At 33.2% G+C, this 19,051-nt stretch carries 17 protein-coding genes; 6 read left to right on the top strand and 11 right to left on the bottom strand.

The annotated features are described in order from the left end of the window. Nucleotides 1–71 precede the first annotated feature (71 nt). Nucleotides 72–806: a 23S rRNA (guanosine(2251)-2'-O)-methyltransferase RlmB gene (gene rlmB / locus QMG60_RS02000; RefSeq protein ID WP_057114932.1), complete on the top strand. Its 735-nt coding sequence runs from the start codon at nt 72–74 to the stop codon at nt 804–806. Between the two features lie 47 nt (nt 807–853). Next, complete coding sequence (locus QMG60_RS02005) at nt 854–1,654, top strand: DUF2490 domain-containing protein (RefSeq protein WP_281866712.1); 801 nt, start codon at nt 854–856, stop codon at nt 1,652–1,654. Here QMG60_RS02005 and QMG60_RS02010 read toward each other — a convergent pair whose 3' ends face one another. Both QMG60_RS02010 and QMG60_RS02015 read right to left on the bottom strand, forming a co-directional pair. Next, nucleotides 1,655–2,161: a hypothetical protein gene (locus tag QMG60_RS02010; protein ID WP_281866713.1), complete on the bottom strand. Its 507-nt coding sequence runs from the start codon at nt 2,159–2,161 to the stop codon at nt 1,655–1,657. Between the two features lie 64 nt (nt 2,162–2,225). After that, complete coding sequence (locus QMG60_RS02015; protein WP_281866714.1) at nt 2,226–2,987, bottom strand: rhomboid family intramembrane serine protease; 762 nt, start codon at nt 2,985–2,987, stop codon at nt 2,226–2,228. 174 nt (nt 2,988–3,161) lie between these two features. Between QMG60_RS02015 and QMG60_RS02020 the strand changes: the two genes are divergently transcribed. Continuing rightward, a complete protein-coding gene (locus QMG60_RS02020) occupies nt 3,162–4,439 on the top strand; it encodes a replication-associated recombination protein A (RefSeq protein WP_281866715.1) in 1,278 nt (425 codons plus the stop codon). 15 nt (nt 4,440–4,454) lie between these two features. On the opposite strand, the gene QMG60_RS02025 is transcribed toward QMG60_RS02020, so the two are convergent. The 5 genes from QMG60_RS02025 to QMG60_RS02045 form a co-directional block, all read right to left on the bottom strand. Continuing rightward, the gene (locus QMG60_RS02025; RefSeq protein ID WP_134142840.1) at nt 4,455–5,225 is read right to left on the bottom strand and encodes a hypothetical protein; all 771 of its coding nucleotides are present in this window, start codon (nt 5,223–5,225) and stop codon (nt 4,455–4,457) included. Next, complete coding sequence (locus QMG60_RS02030; RefSeq protein WP_134142838.1) at nt 5,225–5,911, bottom strand: YjjG family noncanonical pyrimidine nucleotidase; 687 nt, start codon at nt 5,909–5,911, stop codon at nt 5,225–5,227. Before QMG60_RS02030 ends, QMG60_RS02025 begins: the two co-directional genes overlap by 1 nt. Before the next feature lie 3 nt (nt 5,912–5,914). Further along, entirely contained in the window at nt 5,915–6,604 is a 690-nt protein-coding gene (gene radC, locus QMG60_RS02035) for a DNA repair protein RadC (protein WP_281866716.1), read from the bottom strand. 223 nt (nt 6,605–6,827) lie between these two features. Beyond that, nucleotides 6,828–8,183 (bottom strand): Mur ligase family protein, encoded by a 1,356-nt coding sequence (locus QMG60_RS02040; RefSeq protein WP_281866717.1) that lies wholly within the window; start codon nt 8,181–8,183, stop codon nt 6,828–6,830. A 219-nt stretch (nt 8,184–8,402) separates the two neighbouring features. Next, entirely contained in the window at nt 8,403–10,550 is a 2,148-nt protein-coding gene (locus QMG60_RS02045; protein WP_281866718.1) for a S46 family peptidase, read from the bottom strand. A gap of 313 nt (nt 10,551–10,863) precedes the next feature. Between QMG60_RS02045 and QMG60_RS02050 the strand changes: the two genes are divergently transcribed. Then, nucleotides 10,864–11,394: a porin family protein gene (locus tag QMG60_RS02050; protein WP_281866719.1), complete on the top strand. Its 531-nt coding sequence runs from the start codon at nt 10,864–10,866 to the stop codon at nt 11,392–11,394. Between the two features lie 115 nt (nt 11,395–11,509). Here the strand turns inward: QMG60_RS02050 and obgE are convergent, their stop codons facing one another. The 4 genes from obgE to hpt form a co-directional block, all read right to left on the bottom strand. Beyond that, on the bottom strand, nt 11,510–12,511 hold the full coding sequence (obgE, locus tag QMG60_RS02055; RefSeq protein WP_057114945.1) for a GTPase ObgE: 1,002 nt from the start codon (nt 12,509–12,511) through the stop codon (nt 11,510–11,512). Nucleotides 12,512–12,616: 105 nt separating this feature from the next. Continuing rightward, nucleotides 12,617–13,840 carry a hemolysin family protein gene (locus QMG60_RS02060; RefSeq protein ID WP_230406420.1) on the bottom strand — a complete coding sequence of 408 codons (1,224 nt, stop codon included), beginning with the start codon at nt 13,838–13,840 and terminating at the stop codon, nt 12,617–12,619. A 254-nt stretch (nt 13,841–14,094) separates the two neighbouring features. Then, complete coding sequence (locus QMG60_RS02065) at nt 14,095–14,667, bottom strand: adenylate kinase (RefSeq protein WP_057124310.1); 573 nt, start codon at nt 14,665–14,667, stop codon at nt 14,095–14,097. A 69-nt stretch (nt 14,668–14,736) separates the two neighbouring features. Continuing rightward, on the bottom strand, nt 14,737–15,267 hold the full coding sequence (gene hpt, locus QMG60_RS02070; protein ID WP_230406421.1) for a hypoxanthine phosphoribosyltransferase: 531 nt from the start codon (nt 15,265–15,267) through the stop codon (nt 14,737–14,739). A 187-nt stretch (nt 15,268–15,454) separates the two neighbouring features. Between hpt and QMG60_RS02075 the strand changes: the two genes are divergently transcribed. Together QMG60_RS02075 and QMG60_RS02080 are read left to right on the top strand one after the other, a co-directional pair. After that, nucleotides 15,455–16,729, top strand: a complete 1,275-nt coding sequence (locus tag QMG60_RS02075) for a sorbosone dehydrogenase family protein (RefSeq protein ID WP_281866720.1) — start codon at nt 15,455–15,457, stop codon at nt 16,727–16,729. A 218-nt stretch (nt 16,730–16,947) separates the two neighbouring features. Then, nucleotides 16,948–19,050: a TonB-dependent receptor gene (locus QMG60_RS02080; RefSeq protein WP_281866721.1), complete on the top strand. Its 2,103-nt coding sequence runs from the start codon at nt 16,948–16,950 to the stop codon at nt 19,048–19,050. The last annotated feature ends 1 nt before the right edge of the window (nt 19,051 follow it).

Genomic DNA, 19,051 nt, shown 5'->3' on the forward strand with positions numbered 1-19,051 from the left:
ATGCCAATATTAAACCGCTCTGTTAATTCAGAGCGGTTTTTTTATATAAACATTATACCTATATTTGCCTAATGGAAAAAGAACATCAAATATTTGGCATTAGAGCCATCATAGAAGCAATTCAGGCAGGAAAAGAAGTAGACAAAGTCTTCATTCAGAAAGAGATTTCTGGTGAGTTGATGAAAGATTTAATGAAGGTAATGAAACGTGCTAACATTAACTTCTCTTACGTACCTGTAGAAAAACTAAATCGTCTTACTCCAAATAATCATCAAGGTGCAGTTGCCACCATCTCTCCTATCGGTTTTATCGATTTGGAACATCTTGTGGAATCAACTATTGAATCTGGAAAAAAACCATTATTTTTAATATTAGATCAAATTTCTGATGCTCGAAATTTTGGAGCTATCATTAGAACAGCAGAATGTACAGGTGTAAACGGTATCATTGTACAAAAAGCAGGTTCTGCACCTGTAAATGGTGATACTGTTAAAACTTCGGCTGGTGCTGTTTTTAATGTGCCGATTTGTAAAGTAGAACATATAAAAGATGCAATATTCTATTTGCAGGGCTCTGGCATTAAAACAGTAGCTGCAACTGAAAAAACCGATCAAAATATTTATGATATAGCACTAGATTCTCCATTAGCAATAATCATGGGGTCTGAAGATCGAGGAATAAATCCTTCTGTTTTAAAAATAGTAGATGAGAAAGCAAAACTACCAATGTTTGGTTCAATAGGATCTTTAAATGTTTCGGTTGCTTGTGGCGCATTTTTATACGAAGCTGTTCGTCAAAGAAGCTAAATCAAAATTGAGAATAAGATTAGAATGAATAATTAAAAATTTAATTAATGCTTTCAAAATCTAATCCAAAATTAATAATTGCTATACTCCGATGCTTGTTTGTAGTCTTGATGATTACAAACAGCTACGGACAAAACACTACATACAATCAGTTTTGGAATGAGATTCAATTTAATCAGACTCTCAGCAAAAAATGGTCTACGGAAATAGACTTAAGTGCTGCATACAGCAGTACTGAATCTTCTTCAAATTTATTCGAAAATACAATTCAAAGATCTATACGAGGCTGGGCTCATTACTACTTTTCGCCTAGATGGAAATTTTCAACTTTTATAGCTCATTACAATAACAAAGACGTGCCTGAAATTGGACAATTTGAATCTCCAGAATGGCGTTTTGCTCTTCAGGGAATTTATTACTTTCATAAAACCGGCTACACTTTGAGTACTAGAATGCGAACGGAATTTCGTCACATGAAAAATCAAGATGATGACTACGAAAATGTATTTCGATACCGTCAACAAATAAAATACATACAACCAATAAACAGCAAAGTTTTAAGAGAAGGAGTAATATATGCAGTTGCTTCTGATGAAATTTATATAAAATCTGGAACAAAAGTTACAGGAGAAAGTTTTTTTGATCGCAATAGACTAAATGTTGGGGCAGGATATTTATTTTCAGACGACATTCAGATTGAGCTCACCTACTGCAATGAGTTTTTACCTAGAAATAGTGGGAACCAAATCACTAATGCGGCATCAGTAACAATAAGCTTTAATAACCTTCTCAGAAATCTTCAAAAGAGAATTGTTAATAATCATAATCCGAAGGATGAAGAAGAATAACTAATTTTCTTCTTTTTTCAAAAAGCATTTAAGCTGCTCAATAATTGCATCTTTATGTAGTTTGAAATGGTAACTTCTCACAAATTCGGTTCCCTGCATATTAATCTCTGCAATGACAGCTTCATAATTCGAGAATGCCTCAATATCTTTTTCATCAATTAAATAAAGGACCTGCATAATCGAATCATTTCTCTGGTATTGGGTATCATAATGAACGAGCTTATAAATATTATTGTCTGCTAGATGAATTATTAAATCGTCTTTAATCTTTTTTCCAATTTTCTTGTCTGGAAAAGGAGTTGGCTGTAACGCTACAAAGTAATGTTCCTTATCTGTTACGATATTAATTTTCAATGACTTTGATTTTGTCGTATAAAAGACAGCAGGATCAAAATAATATTGCATACTACCATCTGGCTGTATCCTATTTTTAATCTCACATTGAGCATTAGATTTGCTATTACAAACAAAACAGAACAATAAAATTAAAAATATTATTTTCTTCATGTTGCTTGAAATTAAACTGTTACACTAACAAATTTAATCTTTTTTAGCTAAGAAAACTATCAAATTAAATTTCGTCATCCAATTCAGTTTTTTTTGTAACAATGTAATTGACTGGAAAACTAGACGAAAAATATTCTATATGGCTTTCTTCTTCATCATTCGAAATGTTCACAAAATTACCATCTTCATCAAAATGCTTCATAAACGGATCTTGATTTGGATCAAAATCTGGACGCTGCCAGTCGTAAACAATTGGTTTTGCATATTCTGGTGTCCTGTAAAACAATGTTAGAGCAAAACCTGTAATAAGCCCCGCCAAATGTCCTTCCCAAGAAATAGATTGATCAACATCAGGAAAAACATACCATATCATTCCACCATAAAGCAAAATAACAGTTAGTGACAAAGCGACTAATCTATAATATCTGGTTTGAATTCCTTTGAAGAAAATAAAACTTACCAAAACATAAATTAATCCGCTTGCACCAATATGAAAATTTTCTCTTCCAACAACCCAGGTAATTAATCCAGAAAACAATATTCCGTAAGCAATCACTCCAAATGTCTGTTTCGGGTAAAAAAACTGTATCGCTGCTAATAATATTAAAAGCGGAATACTATTATTATATAAGTGGTCTAAATTTTCGTGAATAAAAGGACTAAACAAAACTCCTCGCAAACCCAAAAAGTCTCTTGGATAAATTCCGTATCGATAAAAATCAAAATCAAAGCGAATCTGCATCCAGTATATAATCCACAAAAAAAGGACAAAAAATAAAGGAAGTCCAATAACAGAATTTGAAAATTTAAAATTAGTGTCGCTCATATTTTTATCAATAACAATTGTTAGAGCTCAAAAAACTATCCAAAAATATTTTACTGATATTTTGTCATATAAGAAAAACCCAAAAATGTCTCAGATTGTAACAATCCTTCTTAGTATCAATTGTTTTAACTTTCAATAAATAAAATCTAAATCTAAAAATAGTAATTTTGTAGAATGGAAGCACCATTAGCAGAACGCATTCGCCCGCAAAAATTAGAAGACTATATTAGCCAGCACCATTTGGTTGGTCCGACTGGTTCTTTAACACAACAAATTTCAAAAGGAATAATCCCCTCTTTGATTTTTTGGGGACCTCCGGGCACAGGAAAAACAACTCTTGCCCAAATTATTGCACAAGAATCAAAAAGACCTTTTTATATTTTGAGTGCAATAAATTCTGGAGTAAAGGATATTCGCGATGTTATCGAAAAGGCAAAGCAAAGTGGCGGCTTGTTTACTGCTAAAAATCCTATTCTTTTTATAGATGAGATTCACAGATTTAGCAAATCACAACAAGATTCCCTTTTGGCTGCGGTCGAAAAAGGCTGGATAACTTTGATTGGTGCTACGACAGAGAATCCAAGTTTTGAGGTGATTCCTGCATTATTGTCACGTTGTCAAGTTTATATACTAAATGCTTTTACAAAAGCCGATTTAGAAGCGCTATTAAAACGCGCAATGAAAACTGATACATATTTATTGACAAAAAACATAAATCTTAAAGAAATAGAGGCTTTATTACGCCTATCAGGTGGTGACGGCCGAAAATTGCTCAATATTTTTGAACTGGTCATTAATGCATCTGCTGGTGACGAAATAACAATTACCAACGATCGTGTTTTAGAATTAGTACAGCAGAATACTGTTTTATATGACAAAACTGGTGAACAGCATTATGATATTATTTCAGCTTTTATAAAATCAATTCGCGGAAGTGATCCCAATGGTGCCGTCTATTGGCTCGCTAGAATGATTGAAGGCGGTGAAGATGTGAAGTTTATTGCTCGAAGAATGCTAATTCTTTCTAGCGAAGATATTGGCAATGCAAATCCGACAGCTTTTATCATGGCCAATAACACTTTTCAGGCAGTTACAACTATTGGATATCCTGAAAGCCGAATTATTTTAAGCCAATGCGCTATTTATCTTGCAACTTCTCCAAAGAGTAATGCTTCGTATATGGCAATTGGAAATGCACAGCAATTGGTAAAACAAACTGGAGATCTACCAGTACCAATTCATTTGCGAAATGCGCCAACTAAATTAATGAAAGAATTAGGATATGGCGATGAATATAAATATTCGCATGATTATGCTAATAATTTTGCGGAACAAGAATTCCTGCCAGATGCTATAAAAGAAACGGTTCTTTACAATCCTGGAAACAATTCTAGAGAGAACAGCAACCGAGAATTTTTAAAGAACCGTTGGAAAAATAAATATGGCTATTAAACCGTATTTTATATTTTAAAATTTAACTACAATTTTTTCTGAAACCAATTTATCATTTTGGTACGATTCAAAGTACCATTGTCCATCTTCTTTTAAGATTAAAGAACCTTGAACATTATCTTTTATGGCGATGAAAACATTACTTTGAGAAGTTTTAAGAAGCTTCATTACTACTTTCGGTGTTTTATCTATTAACTGATAACCAGATTCTGTTGGTTGCGCATATAATAAATTTGGATCTTTTAAATCTGGAGATGGAGTTGCAGCAACAACTTGAGCTGCGGCAACTGTTGTAACTGCTGCAGTTGCAGCATTCGTTCTTACAGGGGCAGATGATGTTTTAGAAGTTGTAACGGGAGTACCGCTATATTTATAATGCAATGCATAAACAGATTTAAAAGCATTCTCTAGTGCTTCTCTGTATGCTAAGTCATAATCTTTTTCTTTACTTCTTCCAACTTCAGAGGTAAAAACAACTTGACCAAAACAATCTTTGAATTGAACAATAAGTTTAGTTACCAAAAAAGCACTATCTTTTGTTACATCAATGTATAAAACCTGACAGCGATCTGTATATCCTTCTGGCAGTTGTTCATTTGTATAAAAAGCTTCGAAACCTGCTTTAAGTAAGTTCTGTTTACTCAAAGTTGCCAAACGATATTGGTTATCTGTTTTTATAAAATCGTATTTTAGAGGGACAATTACAGCTTTGTAATCATTAACAGACTGCGCGAATCCAACAACTGAACATAAAATTGCAGTAATTAAAAGTTTAATCTTCATCATTATAAATATTTTTTTAGTTCTAATAAATGGTTAATTTGTTTATAATCTCCGGAAACATCCAATTTTTTTTCATTAAAGAAAATAGCGTCCAAGCCTGCATTTAAAGCGCCATTTACATCGGCTTCAAAATCGTCTCCAATCATAATACTGTTTTCTTTTGAAGTATTGGCCAATTGTAATGCATAATCAAATATAATACTATTTGGCTTTTTAACTCCTGCTAATTCCGAATTTGTAATAGTAGCAAAATAACCTCCAAGCGAAGCATTATTTATTTTTTTTTCCTGCACATTAGCAAATCCGTTGGTAATAATATGAAGTTTGTATTTTGGTTTTAGATATTCCAAAACTTCTATTGCGCCATCAAAAAGATAATTGTTATCTGTTAGAAACTCAATGTAATCATTAGCAATTTCAAAGATATTTTCTTCTGATATTACATAATTTAAAGCATCAAAGGAAAACTTTAAACGATTGTAACGTAATTCCTGATGTGTAATTTTATCATTTTGATATAACCTCCAGCATTCCTGATTTATAGGAATATATTGTTTAATAAAATCTGCGGTAGGGATTTCCGCGTATTTCTCTTTAAAAATACGATCAAAAGCCATTTCTGAGTTTTTATCAAAATCCCAAAGTGTGTGATCTAAATCAAAAAAGATGTCTGTAATCTTGGTATTCATGTATTAAAAAATTCCTTCATCTACAAAACTATAATATTTTGATTCAGTTATAATCAAATGATCTAAAACTTTAACATCTAGACTTTCTCCCGCAAGTTTTATTTTTTTGGTAATTTGCTTGTCTGCATCACTAGGATTTAAGTTTCCAGAGGGGTGATTATGGCACAAAATCAAACCAGTAGCCCCATTTTCCATGGCTAATTTAAAAACTAATCTAACGTCTACGACAGTTCCCGTAATACCTCCTTTACTCAATTGAGACTTTGAAATAACGCTATTAGAATTATTAAGAAAAAGCACCCAAAATTCTTCATGAGGAAGTTCTCCAATAATTGGCTGCATTATCTCGAAAACAGCTTTACTAGAAGATATTTTTTTGAATATTAACGCATCTTCACTTCTTTGCCTTCTTCCTAATTCTAATGCCGCGACAATAGAAATTGCTTTTGCCTCACCTACTCCTTTAAATTGCATTAAACTTGAAATAGACAATTTCCCTAAAGCATTCAGATTTCCTGCACTTGATAAGATTCTCTTACTTAAAGAAACCGCAGATTCATTTCGACTTCCAGAACCAATTAAAATTGCAATTAATTCGGCATCACTTAATACTTCCTTTCCTTTCAACATTAATTTCTCCCGAGGCTTGTCATCTTCGGACCAATCTGTGATCGGAAAATTAGATTTTTCCATAAATTAGAATAATTTTATTAGGGACGAAGATATTAAAAAGAAGAAAAATCTTTCAATAAATATTAATTATTTAAAAATAAAAACACTAATACTAGTTTAATCTACTTTCGATATGGTTAAAATTGCAAATAACTTCAAATATGAAAATTTAAATTAAGCACAAAAAAATGCCAACTGCATAAAGCAATCGGCATCTTCCATAATTTTCAAATTGACTAATTATCTAATTAATCAACCCCTTTACATCATCAAAGTTTAAGCCTCCGTAATTACCAGAACTCATTAATAAAAGTGCAGAATTATCGAGATTTAAATGGAATAAATATTCCTTAAATTCAGCTGGATTTGTATAAATAATTAAATCTTTTCTGTTGAATGAAGTTGCAATCTGCTCATAAGTAACTTCTTCTAATTGTTTAATTTTCACCGCATCTGGCGAATAAAAAACTACTGCAACATCAGCATATTCTAAAGCTCCTTCATATTCTTTCAAAAACTCAGCATTTAAGCTGCTGTACGTATGCAATTCTAAACAAGCCACTAAAGTTCTGTTTGGATATTGTTCTTTTACCGCTTTAGTAGTTGCAGCTACTTTACTTGGCGAATGGGCAAAATCTTTATAAGCTACTTTTCCTTTTCCTTCCGCAATTTTCTCCAAACGTTTAGATGCTCCTTTAAAACTTGCAATAGCTTCGTAAAAATCTGCTTCGTCTACGCCCATATTTTGGCAGATCCATTTTGCTCCGGCCAAATTATTCAAGTTGTGTGCTCCAAAAACTTCAATTGGCATATCGCCTTCTGGGGTTTTTAATAATGTTACTCCATCATTGACAGAATACTCTGGAGTTTTGTAAGCAATTTTTCTAATCGGATTTGTTGCTGCTTCAGAAACACGTTTTACTTCTGGATCATTTTCGTTGTACACTAAAATTCCTCCATTTGTAATTTTTTCAATAAAAATTTCAAACTGCTCTACATAGTTTTCGTAGGTTGGAAAAACATTAATATGATCCCAGGCAATTCCAGAAATTAAGGCAATATTGGGTTGATACAAATGAAATTTCGGACGTCTATCAATTGGAGAAGATAAATACTCATCACCTTCCAAAACCACAAAATCATTTTCTTCTGTAAGATGCACCATTGTATCAAAACCTTCCAACTGTGCTCCTACCATATAATCGACAGCGATATTATGATAATGCATTACATGAAGAATCATCGAAGTAATAGTAGTTTTTCCGTGTGAACCACCAATTACAACACGAGTTTTATTTTTAGATTGTTCGTATAAAAATTCTGGATACGAATAGATTTTCAAACCTAATTCCTGCGCTTTTAATAATTCAGGATTATCAGCTTTTGCGTGCATTCCTAAAATAATCGCATCAATATCCGAAGTAATTTTTTCTGGAAACCAGCCCATTTCTGCAGGAAGAATCCCTTTTTTCTCTAATCTTGATTTTGAAGGTTCAAAAATAGCATCATCACTTCCTGTAACCTGATATCCTTTATTATGTAATGCTAATGCAAGGTTGTGCATAGCGCTTCCGCCAATGGCGATGAAATGTGTTTTCATTGAATACGTTGAATCGTTTATATGTTGAATCGTTTATTCGATTAAACGAATACACAATTCAACGATTAAACCGGTTAATTATTCTTCAAAAATAAGGAAATATAGTATGCTCTATTTGGTTTTGAAAATAAATTATTGATTAGCACTAAAATTATTTAACAAAAAACCCGACAAGCGTTAGAAGAAACCTGTCGGGTTTAATTTATAAATAAAATGAGATTATTTCACAATCGTCAATTCATCAATAATATTTTTAGCTCCAGCGTATTTGTCAATAATCCAAAGTACATAACGAATATCAACGTTGATAGTTCTTTGTAATTTAGGATCAAAAATTACGTCTCCAGCCATAGCTTCGATGTTTCCATCAAAAGCAATTCCAATTAATTCTCCTTTTCCGTTAAGAACCGGCGAACCAGAATTTCCTCCAGTAATATCGTTATCAGTTAAGAAATTTACCGGCATGTAGCCAGCTTTATCAGCATACTGTCCGAAATCTTTTTTCTTGTTCAATTCCAATAAACGAGCTGGCAGGTCAAATTCTTGATCTCCTGCTTTGTATTTTTTAACCATACTTTCCATTGTTGTATAGTTATTAATTTTAGCATCTTCATTACGAGTATCTGCAGGTAAAGCGCGAACTTTTCCGTAAGTTAATCTCAAAGTAGAGTTTGCATCTGGATATTTAATTGCATTTAATTTTGATTCTCTTAAACCTTCTACCAATTTACGGTAAGCAGTTGCGAAACCATCATCAGCTTTTGCCTGATCATCTGTTTTAGAACGGTATTTCGTCAATAAATCATTAGAAATAATATACAACGGATCGTGTACAATTGCCAATGGTTTTGGATCTGCTAAAAACGCTAATACTTTTTCTTTATTAGTAAAATAACTTACTTCTGTAGCTTTTGCCACATCTGCAGTAAAATCACCATTATTAGCAGTTTTCATTTTTGCAATTTCTGGAGCAAGTCCATACTCAGCAGCTTTAGAAGCGTATAAATTTAATTGTGCTGTTAAAACGTCTTTTTCTAATGGAGCGTAAAATTCACCATAGATACTTTCAACCAATGCATTAATTTTAGGAAGCATTTCAGCTTTCTTAGCATCATTTTCTTTGTAGTAAGCAATTAATGCATTTCCTAAATTCGCTGGTCCAGTTGCATAACTAGAAGTACGTAAAAGCTGTGTCAAATAATTATCGTGACGTGCTTTTAAGTTTGTTTCTCTGTAATAATCGTTGATAGTCGGAATTACATTCTCGTACTTTTCTTTATTAGCAGGTTTAGTTGCCCACTCATAGAATTTATCTTCTTGTTCTGTTTTAGTTTCTACAGTTCCAGCTTTTGTCAACGCATCAATCATACCTTGACGGTTTTTCCAATAATTAGCTGTCGAAGCATATTTAGAAGCATATTGTAAACGAACAGTTGCATCCTTATCCATATACTCTTTCATTTGGTCCATTCCGGTTTTTGCACCTTCAACCCAAGCAGGATAAGCATATTTAATGTTTTGTTCGATTCCGCCAGCCGGCATCCAACGGTTTGTTCTACCTGGATATCCTAAAATCATTGCGAAATCATTTTCTTTTACCCCTTTAATACTTACAGGTAAATAGTGTTTAGGCTGCAATGGCACGTTGTCTTTTGAATATGCTGCAGGATTTCCGTTTTTATCAGCGTAAACTCTAAACATAGAGAAATCTCCCGTTTGACGAGGCCACTCCCAGTTGTCTGTATCACCTCCAAATTTACCAACACTTTCTGGTGGCGTTCCCACTAGACGAACGTCTGTATAATCTTGATAAACGAAATAGTAGTATTCATTTCCTTGAAAGAAAGGACGAACAGAAACAGTGTATTTTCCATTTTCGCTATTTTCTTTTTCAATTAAACTAATCTCTTGTTGAATGATTTTGTTTCTTTCTGTTTCTGTCATTGTATCGTTTACTTTAGACAAAATTCTTTTAGAAACATCATCCATACGAACAAAGAAACGAACGTATAAAGATTTAGGCTTTAGTTCTTCTGAACGATTTTTTGCCCAGAAACCATTTTTCAAATGATTTTGTTCTGCTGTTGAAAGTTCTGCAATCGCGCTATATCCACAGTGGTGATTAGTCAATACCAATCCGCTGTTTGAAACTATTTCAGCAGTACAACCTCCATTAAATTGCACAATGGCATCTTTTAAACTATGATTGTTAATGCTGTAAATTTCTTCGGCTGTCAATTGCAAGCCCATTTTCTCCATATCTCTATGGTTCAATCTTTCGATAAACATCAAGAACCACATTCCTTCATCGGCTCTTACTGGAAAAGCCATAAGGCACATGGTCAAGAATAAAACTACTTTTTTCATGTTATTTTGTTTAAGTGATGCGAATATAACTCATTTTCGCAAAAAAAATAAACATAACTCCAAAAAACAAAACATAATAAATTAAATAATACTTGATTTTGCGAAATTCATAATTTTATTAAGATGATAGCAAAGTTTAAATTTAACACCATAAACACAGCGAAAGAATTAAAAATCTCCAAAAAATTGATTTTAAAAATTAAAACTCATTATTATTTGTAAAAATTAACTTTCAATTAAAAAATTATAGCTTAAAATATTTCTTACAAAATGTTTTGATTTAAATTTGCCTTCCAAATAAATAAAATTAAAAATGAAAAAATTATTACTAGCAGTTGTAATACTAGTTACAACTATTGCGAGTGCGCAAAAAAACTCAATCTTGTTAGGCGGAAATGTTGGATTCTCTTCTGAGAAAATTGGTGATTCGAAACTTGAAAATTTTGAATTCTCTCCAAGAGTTGGATATCAATTTGCTGAAAAATGGACAGCTGGAGTAGAAGGTTCAATCATGAATGTAAAAACTACTGGGGTGGACAAAACAGAAAAATACAAAATTGGAGGTTTTGTACGTTACTCAACACCACTTTCTCAAATGTTTTCTTTCTACACAGATTTAGGTGTTGGATACCAAAACACTTCATTAAACAATGCAAAAGGAATGTATGCAAGTTTAACACCTGCTTTATTTATCAATATGAAAAATGGTTTTGGTTTGAATTTTTCTATTGGAGGAATTAACTACGATAATCTTGACGGAAAAAATGATCCAAGACAAGAACGTTTAGGTTTTGATTTTGGAAAAACTTTAAACATTGGAGTTTCTAAAAACTTCGCATTATAAATTGGAGGATTTAGTTACGAGTAAAATCCTTTCTACTTTTTGTTTCTGCACAAAAAGTAAAAACCCGACAATAGAAATTGTCGGGTTTTATATTTATAGAATAGTACGTATTGTATTATTCGTTAAGCATTTTCCAAAGTTTATCTTTCAAATCTGTCAAACCTTGCTGTGCAACCGATGAAATAAACATGTAAGGAACATCTTTGAATGTTACATCTAGTTCTGCTTTTAACTCTGCTTTTAATTCATCATCCAGCATATCGCATTTTGAAATTACTAAAAGACGTTCTTTATCCAGCATTTCAGGATTGTATTTAGTTAATTCATTAACTAAAATATCATATTCTGCTCTAATATCTGGCGTATCAACTGGAACTAAAAACAGTAAAGTCGAATTACGCTCAATATGTCTTAAGAAATAATGTCCTAAACCTTTTCCTTCTGCTGCACCTTCAATAATTCCAGGAATATCTGCAATTACAAAAGATTGGAAATCTCTATACGCAACAATTCCTAAGTTAGGTTTTAGTGTTGTAAAAGGATAATCTGCAATTTTTGGTTTTGCCGAAGTTAAAACAGACAATAAAGTAGATTTTCCTGCATTTGGAAAACCAACTAAACCAACATCTGCCAGAACTTTAAGTTCCAAAATTACATCCATTTCCACACCAAGTAAACCTGGCTGTGCGTAACGAGGCGTTTGGTTTGTCGAACTTCTAAAATGCCAGTTTCCTAAACCTCCCTTTCCTCCTTTTGCAAGAATTTGTTTTTCTCCGTGTTCTGTAATTTCAAAAAGTGTTTCACCAGTTTCTTTGTCTTTTACAACAGTTCCTAGCGGCACTTCAATAATTTTATCTTCTCCATCTGCACCTGTACTGCGGTCTCCACCACCATCTCCACCGTGTCCAGCTTTAATGTGACGTGCAAACTTTAAATGAAATAATGTCCAAAGTCCTTTATTCCCCACTAAATATACATGCCCTCCGCGGCCTCCATCTCCTCCGTCCGGACCACCTTTTTCAATAAATTTCTCTCTATGTAAATGCGTAGATCCTTTTCCTCCTTTTCCGGAAGAAACATATATCTTAACGTAATCTACAAAATTCCCTTCTGTCATTTTTGTTTGTTTATGTGTAGTTTCTAAGTTTCTGGTTTCAAGTTTCAAGTTAAGTGCGTTGCGCTAACCTGAAATCTGAAACTTTAAACTTGAAACAAATTCTCTCTACTCTTTAAGCGCTTTCACAAGCACTTTATCAATTTTTACACCGTCCATATCGACAACTTCTAATACGAATTTCTGCCAGACTAGTTTTTCTCCTTCTTTTGGAATATGAGAAAGCTCAGTCATAATCATGCCGCTTACAGTGTTTACTTCGTAATCGTTTGTCAACTCGTCTAACTCAAAATACGTTAAGAAATCGTGTAACGAATAATGCCCGTCAACCAGCCAAGAACCATCTTCTCTTTCTATAAGCTGAAATTCATCTTTATAAAATTCAGATGCATCTCCAACTAAAGCCTCCAGAATATCATTCAACGTGATCAAACCTTGAAAAACTCCATATTCGTCTGAAACTAAAGCATAATGAACGCCAGTTTTCTTGAAATTTTCCAACGCTTTGTAAGCTGTTGTCTGCTCCATTAAATAAGGCGCATCAGAAACGATAGCTGATAAATCAAAATTATCATTTTCGATACTAGCGAAGATATTTTTAAGAGTTACTACTCCAACTATATCATCGTAATTATCATTATAAACTGGGTAAACCGTATGCAGATCCTGAACCACCAATTCTTTAATCTTTTCTTTATCTGCTTTTAATGGCAGCATATCGACTGACTTGCGATGCGTCATTAAAGAGTTTACTTTTCTATCACCGATATGAAAAACACGTTCCACAATATCTTGTTCAATTTCTTGAACTTCTCCAACTTCAGTTCCTTCTTTAATGATGGCTTTAATTTCTTCTTCTGTAACTTTTCCGTCGGCGGTTGGTTTTATCTGAAAAACATTCAATAGAAAATCTGTCGAAGATGTTAAAAGCCAGATAAAAGGTGCTGTAATTATCGAAATTACTTTCATTGGCATTGCTACCATTTTTGCAATTGCTTCTGGATAATTTAATCCGATTCTTTTTGGAAGTAATTCTCCTAAAACCAATGAGAAGAAAGTTAAAATTACAACCACAATTCCAACAGCTACTGAGTGTGCATAAGGTTTTAAAAATGCAAAACCGGCAACGAAAATTTCAACATCTGCAGTTACTTTATCTCCAGAATAAATACCTGTTAAAATTCCGATTAAGGTAATTCCGATTTGTACTGTAGATAAAAATTTGTTTGGCGAATTGGCTAAATCGAGTGCTGTTTTAGCACTTTTATTGCCTTTTTTCGCGGCTGTTTCAAGCCTGTTTTTACGGGCAGAAATCAAAGCGATTTCGGACATGGAGAAAACTCCGTTTAAGAGAATTAGAAAAAATATAATTAGTATTTCCAATTGATAGGGGATTCGTTATAAAATGGTCTTGTTAAATGCAATTTGTACTCTCAATTTATTCTAGCCCAGATGGAAGTGAAAAGCCCGGAGCTAAAAAAACTAATTTTTCCTGCCATAAAACAGCGACCAGCGGAAGCTCGTTTTAGGGTTTGGAAAAATAGTTTTTTTAGCGAGGACTTGTAACGTACAGCTGGAAAAAGCTTCTACAAATTATCTATAACTGACGTTAAGCGCTCTGTAATTTGTTCAATAGTTCCGATACCGTCTACGGCATGAAACTTATTTTGTTCTTTATAATATCCAATTAGCGGAGCTGTTTTCTCATTGTATTCTTGATATCTCACACGAATTTTTTCTTCGTCTTGATCATCAGCTCTTCCGCTTGTTTTTCCTCTTTCTAATAAACGTTTTACCAAAATTTCGTCATCTGCTTCTAAAGCGATTGTTGCAGTTACGCTTGACCCAATTGTTGGCAGAAATTTATCTAAAGCCTCAGCCTGATTAATTGTTCTTGGATAACCGTCGAACAAAAATCCTGCTGTATCAGGATGTTTTTTTACCTCATCAATTAACATTGCAGTTGTTACTTCGCATGGAACCAATTCTCCATTATCCATAAAAACTCTTGCTTTTTTACCTAGTTCTGTATCATTTTTTAAATTAAAACGAAAAATATCTCCTGTTGAAAGATGTGTTAAATTATATTTTTCTTTTAAAAATTCTGCCTGAGTTCCTTTTCCTGCTCCAGGCTTTCCAAATAAAACAATGTTAATCATAATTGAAATGAGTGTTGTTACTTCTAATTTTTGTCAGAAGTTTTTAAATGAATATATAGTTGTGTTTTTTTATTCCGCTAATTTATAGACTTCCGTTAAGTTTCTCCCTAAACCATCGTAGTCCAAACCGTAACCTACAATAAATTTATTTGGAATACGAACTCCAACGTAATCTATCTTAATGTCTTTTTTATAAGCTTCTGGTTTAAAGAATAAAGTGGCAATTTTAAAATGCTTTACATTTTTTTCTTTAAACAAACGTTTTAATTCTTCGATCGTATTTCCTGTATCGATAATATCTTCAATAATTATAACCGTTCTTCCAGTCAAATCCTGATTGATTCCTATTAATTCTTTAACAGAATTAGTACTTTCAGTTCCTTCATACGATGCCATTTTTATAAATGAAACCTCGCATGGTTTTTTGTATTTCTTTAAAAAATCTGACACTACCATAAAAGCGCCATTTAAAACTCCAATAAAAATTGGTGTATCATCTCCAAAATCATCCTCTACCTGAGCCACTATTTTAGTTAAAGCAAAATCAATTTCTTTAGCCGAAATAAACGGAACAAATTGTTTATCGTGAAGTTGTATCATTATTTTTCTTTTTAAAATAATGCACAAAGATACAGAATTACAACTTAACTGCTTCTATCAAAATAAACTGTATACCGATATTTTTTACGAATGTTAAATATCAGTTAATAATTACAAATTATTTTTTGACGGTATTTTTAATTTGAGTAAATTGTTGTGATATAAATATTTAACTCCAAGAATTCAAATGAAAAAATCCTTACCACTATTTTCTATATCATTATTGGCACTAATGACCGCATGTAACGGACAAGTTAAAAAAGAAGAAAAAGAAGTTTTAGCCAAACAACCCAATACTATTGTAAAAACTGCTATTGGTGATTTAACGCTTCCACCGCCTTACGCAACTGAATCTAAAACGAACAATAGCAAAGTTATAGGCTGGTCTGAAGGCAAAACACCAAAAGCACCAGAAGGTTTTACTGTAACTAAATTTGCTGACGGATTTGAAAATCCGCGATGGACTTATATTGCGCCCAACCAAGATATTTTTGTTGTCGAAAGCGGTACGCGATCCAGCAAAAATCAAATTACGGTTTTACGCGATAAAGATAAAGACGGAAAGTTTGAAACTCGTGAAGTTTTTATATCTGGATTAAACAAACCTTTTGGAATGCTGGTTCTTAAAGACTTTTTCTACATTGCAAATACCGACGGATTATATCGTTATCCTTACAAAAACAATCCGTTGAAATTGGAAACAAAAGGTGAAAAAATTCTTGAACTTCCTGCCGGCGGTTACAACAACCACTGGACTAGAAATTTATTGGCAAGTTCTGATGGGAGCAAAATCTATGTTTCTGTAGGCTCCGGAAGTAATGTGGGCGAAAACGGAATGGACAAAGAAGTTCGTCGTGCCGCTATTTTAGAAATTAATCCTGACGGAACAGGCGAAAAAATCTATGCTTCGGGATTGCGAAATCCTGTTGGAATGGATTGGAATCCAGCTAACAAAGAATTATGGACTGCTGTAAATGAGCGCGATGAATTAGGCGACGACTTAGTTCCAGATTATATTACAAGTGTAAAAAGAGATGGTTTCTACGGATGGCCATATTCTTACTTTGGAAGTATTCCTGACCCACGATTGAAAGGTGAAAGAAAAGATTTAGTCGAAAAAGCAATTGTTCCTGATGTTCCGGTAGGATCTCACACAGCATCTTTAGGACTGGCTTTTTACACTAAAGACGCTTTTCCTGCAAAATACAAAAACGGTGCTTTTGTAGGTCAGCACGGTTCTTGGAATCGTTCTAAAATTTCAGGATATAAAGTGCTTTTTGTTCCTTTTAAAGATGGAAAACCTTCAGGAAAACCAGAAGATTTCTTAACTGGTTTTATTTCTGATTCTAATAAAGCTGAAGTTTACGGGCGCCCAGTTGCGGTAACGGTTATGAATGACGGATCGCTTTTGGTAAATGACGACAGCGGAAATACTATTTGGAAAGTTACTGCGAATAAATAAAGTTTTTAAAAATAGAAATTCCAAATTCCAAATTCCAAATTCCAAACTATAAAAATTAAACACATAGAGACATAGATTTTGTTTCGTAGATTAAGATTAAAAAGAAAACCCGTTTTCACACATAGCTATGTGACTTTAGGAAAAGTGAAACGCCTTTTTGCCTCAATGAAACCTATGTTTCTATGTGTTAATAAAACTGCATTTTAACCATTCCATTTATGCCGTCCAAAAAATACCTTCTTTTTTTCTTTATTCTTTTTATTTCTAAAAACATTTTAGCACAGGAAAAAGAAGTTCAAAATATTGATTCTGTAAAAACCCAAAAACTGAATGAAGTTTTAATAAGTCCGCTCCATATTAACCGAGATTTACAAAACAGCCCTGCTTCTATTGGCATTTTATCTGAAAAAGAATTACTTCGAAATAACACTACCGACATCAGTAATGTCATTAACACTATTCCAGGTGTTTTTATGCAATCGTCAAATATTACTACAACCCGAATTTCGATTCGCGGCATTGGCGCCAGAACTCCTTACGGAACAAATAAAATCAGAGCCTTTTACGGAAGCATTCCTTTGACATCTGGAAACAGCGAAACGGTAATTGACGACATCGATCTTCAAAATATTAATCAGATTGAAGTTATAAAAGGACCGCTTTCGAGTATTTATGGCGCAGGATTGGGCGGTGCGATTTTAATTTCACCACAAACCTTAAAAAATGGGCAATATCAAGCTGAAGTAAGTTCTGTTTTTGGTTCTTTTGGATTACTGAAAAATAGAGTCGGTTTTGATTTGAATGAAAAAAGCGCTTCCGTAAGTCTGAATTATCACAATTTAAAAACAGATGGCTGGCGCGAAAACAGCGCCTATAATCGGGAAGGAATTACACTTTCTGGGGAATTATTTCGAAAGAAAAACAGCAAGCTGACATATTTTTCTAATTATACTTATTTAAAAGCTTTTATTCCGAGCTCAATTAACAAAACAACTTTTGAAAATAATCCGCAGGCGGGCGCACCAACTTGGGTCGCTTCAAAAGGATTTAAAGAATATAAATCGACTCTCGGCGGATTGGCTTATGATTTCAGAATAAACGATTACCTCAACAATTCGACTTCTGTTTTTATCAATTATAAAGACAGCAACGAACCACGTCCTTTTGATATTTTACGCCAATATACTTTTGCATCAGGTGTCAGAACTCAATTTTCGGGAGATTTTACAATTGGAAAAATCAAAAATCAATTTATTGGCGGAATTGAATATTTCAGGGATAATTACAGCGGTAATACTTTCGAAAATCTCTATCAGCAAAATAATGGAAATGGAAGTTTACAAGGCGATCAGCTTACGGCAACCGATCAAAAAAGACATTTTTACAATATTTTTTCGCAAATTAGAACTTTACTTTCCGATCAATTTGAAATTCAAGCAGGATTAAATTACAACAAAACAAAATTTGAACTTCAAAATGATTTTCCCGCTTCCGCGAATTATCCGAAGGAAAAATACAGTTATGATGGAATTTTTTCACCGCAGCTTTCTTTTTTATACAAACCGAATGAAGTTCGAACTTTTTACTTTTCTGTAAGCCGAGGATTTTCTCTTCCTGCAACCGAAGAAACTTTAACCTCAACTGGAAACATCAATCCAAACATTAAACCCGAGACAGGTTACAATTTTGAATTGGGCGGAAAACTTCATTTCTTCAACAAAAAACTATATACACAAATTGCGATTTACCGAATGGAAATTAAAGATTTATTGGTTGCGAAAAGAATTGGCGACGACCAATACGAAGGTGTAAATGCTGGAAAAACTTTTCACGAAGGAATCGAAATTTCACTCAATCACAATTGGCCAATTAATCGAATTTTTAATCTAAATTCTTATATCGGAACATCGATTGGAAATTATGAATTTAAGGAATTTGTTGATAATGGAAATGATTTTTCTGGAAACAAATTAACTGGAGTCCCTGCCAATACGGCGAGTACTGGTTTTATTTTAAATACGAGTTCAGGATTTTACTTTACAGCCGATTTTCAGTTTACCGATAAAATTCCGCTAAATGATTCTAACGCAGATTTTTCTGATTCTTATTCTTTATTAAATTTAAAAACGGGTTATCAATTCGAAATTTTATCTGGTTTAAAAGCTCATATTGATGCTGGCGTAAATAATGTCACGAACGAAAAGTACGCTTCGATGATTCTGACTAACGCGACCGCAGTAGGAAATGCACAGCCAAGATTTTATTATCCCGGATTACCAATAAATTATTTCGGAATTATCTCACTAAATTACTTATTTTAGC

This window comes from Flavobacterium sp. GSB-24 (assembly GCF_027924665.1).
Taxonomy (GTDB): domain Bacteria; phylum Bacteroidota; class Bacteroidia; order Flavobacteriales; family Flavobacteriaceae; genus Flavobacterium.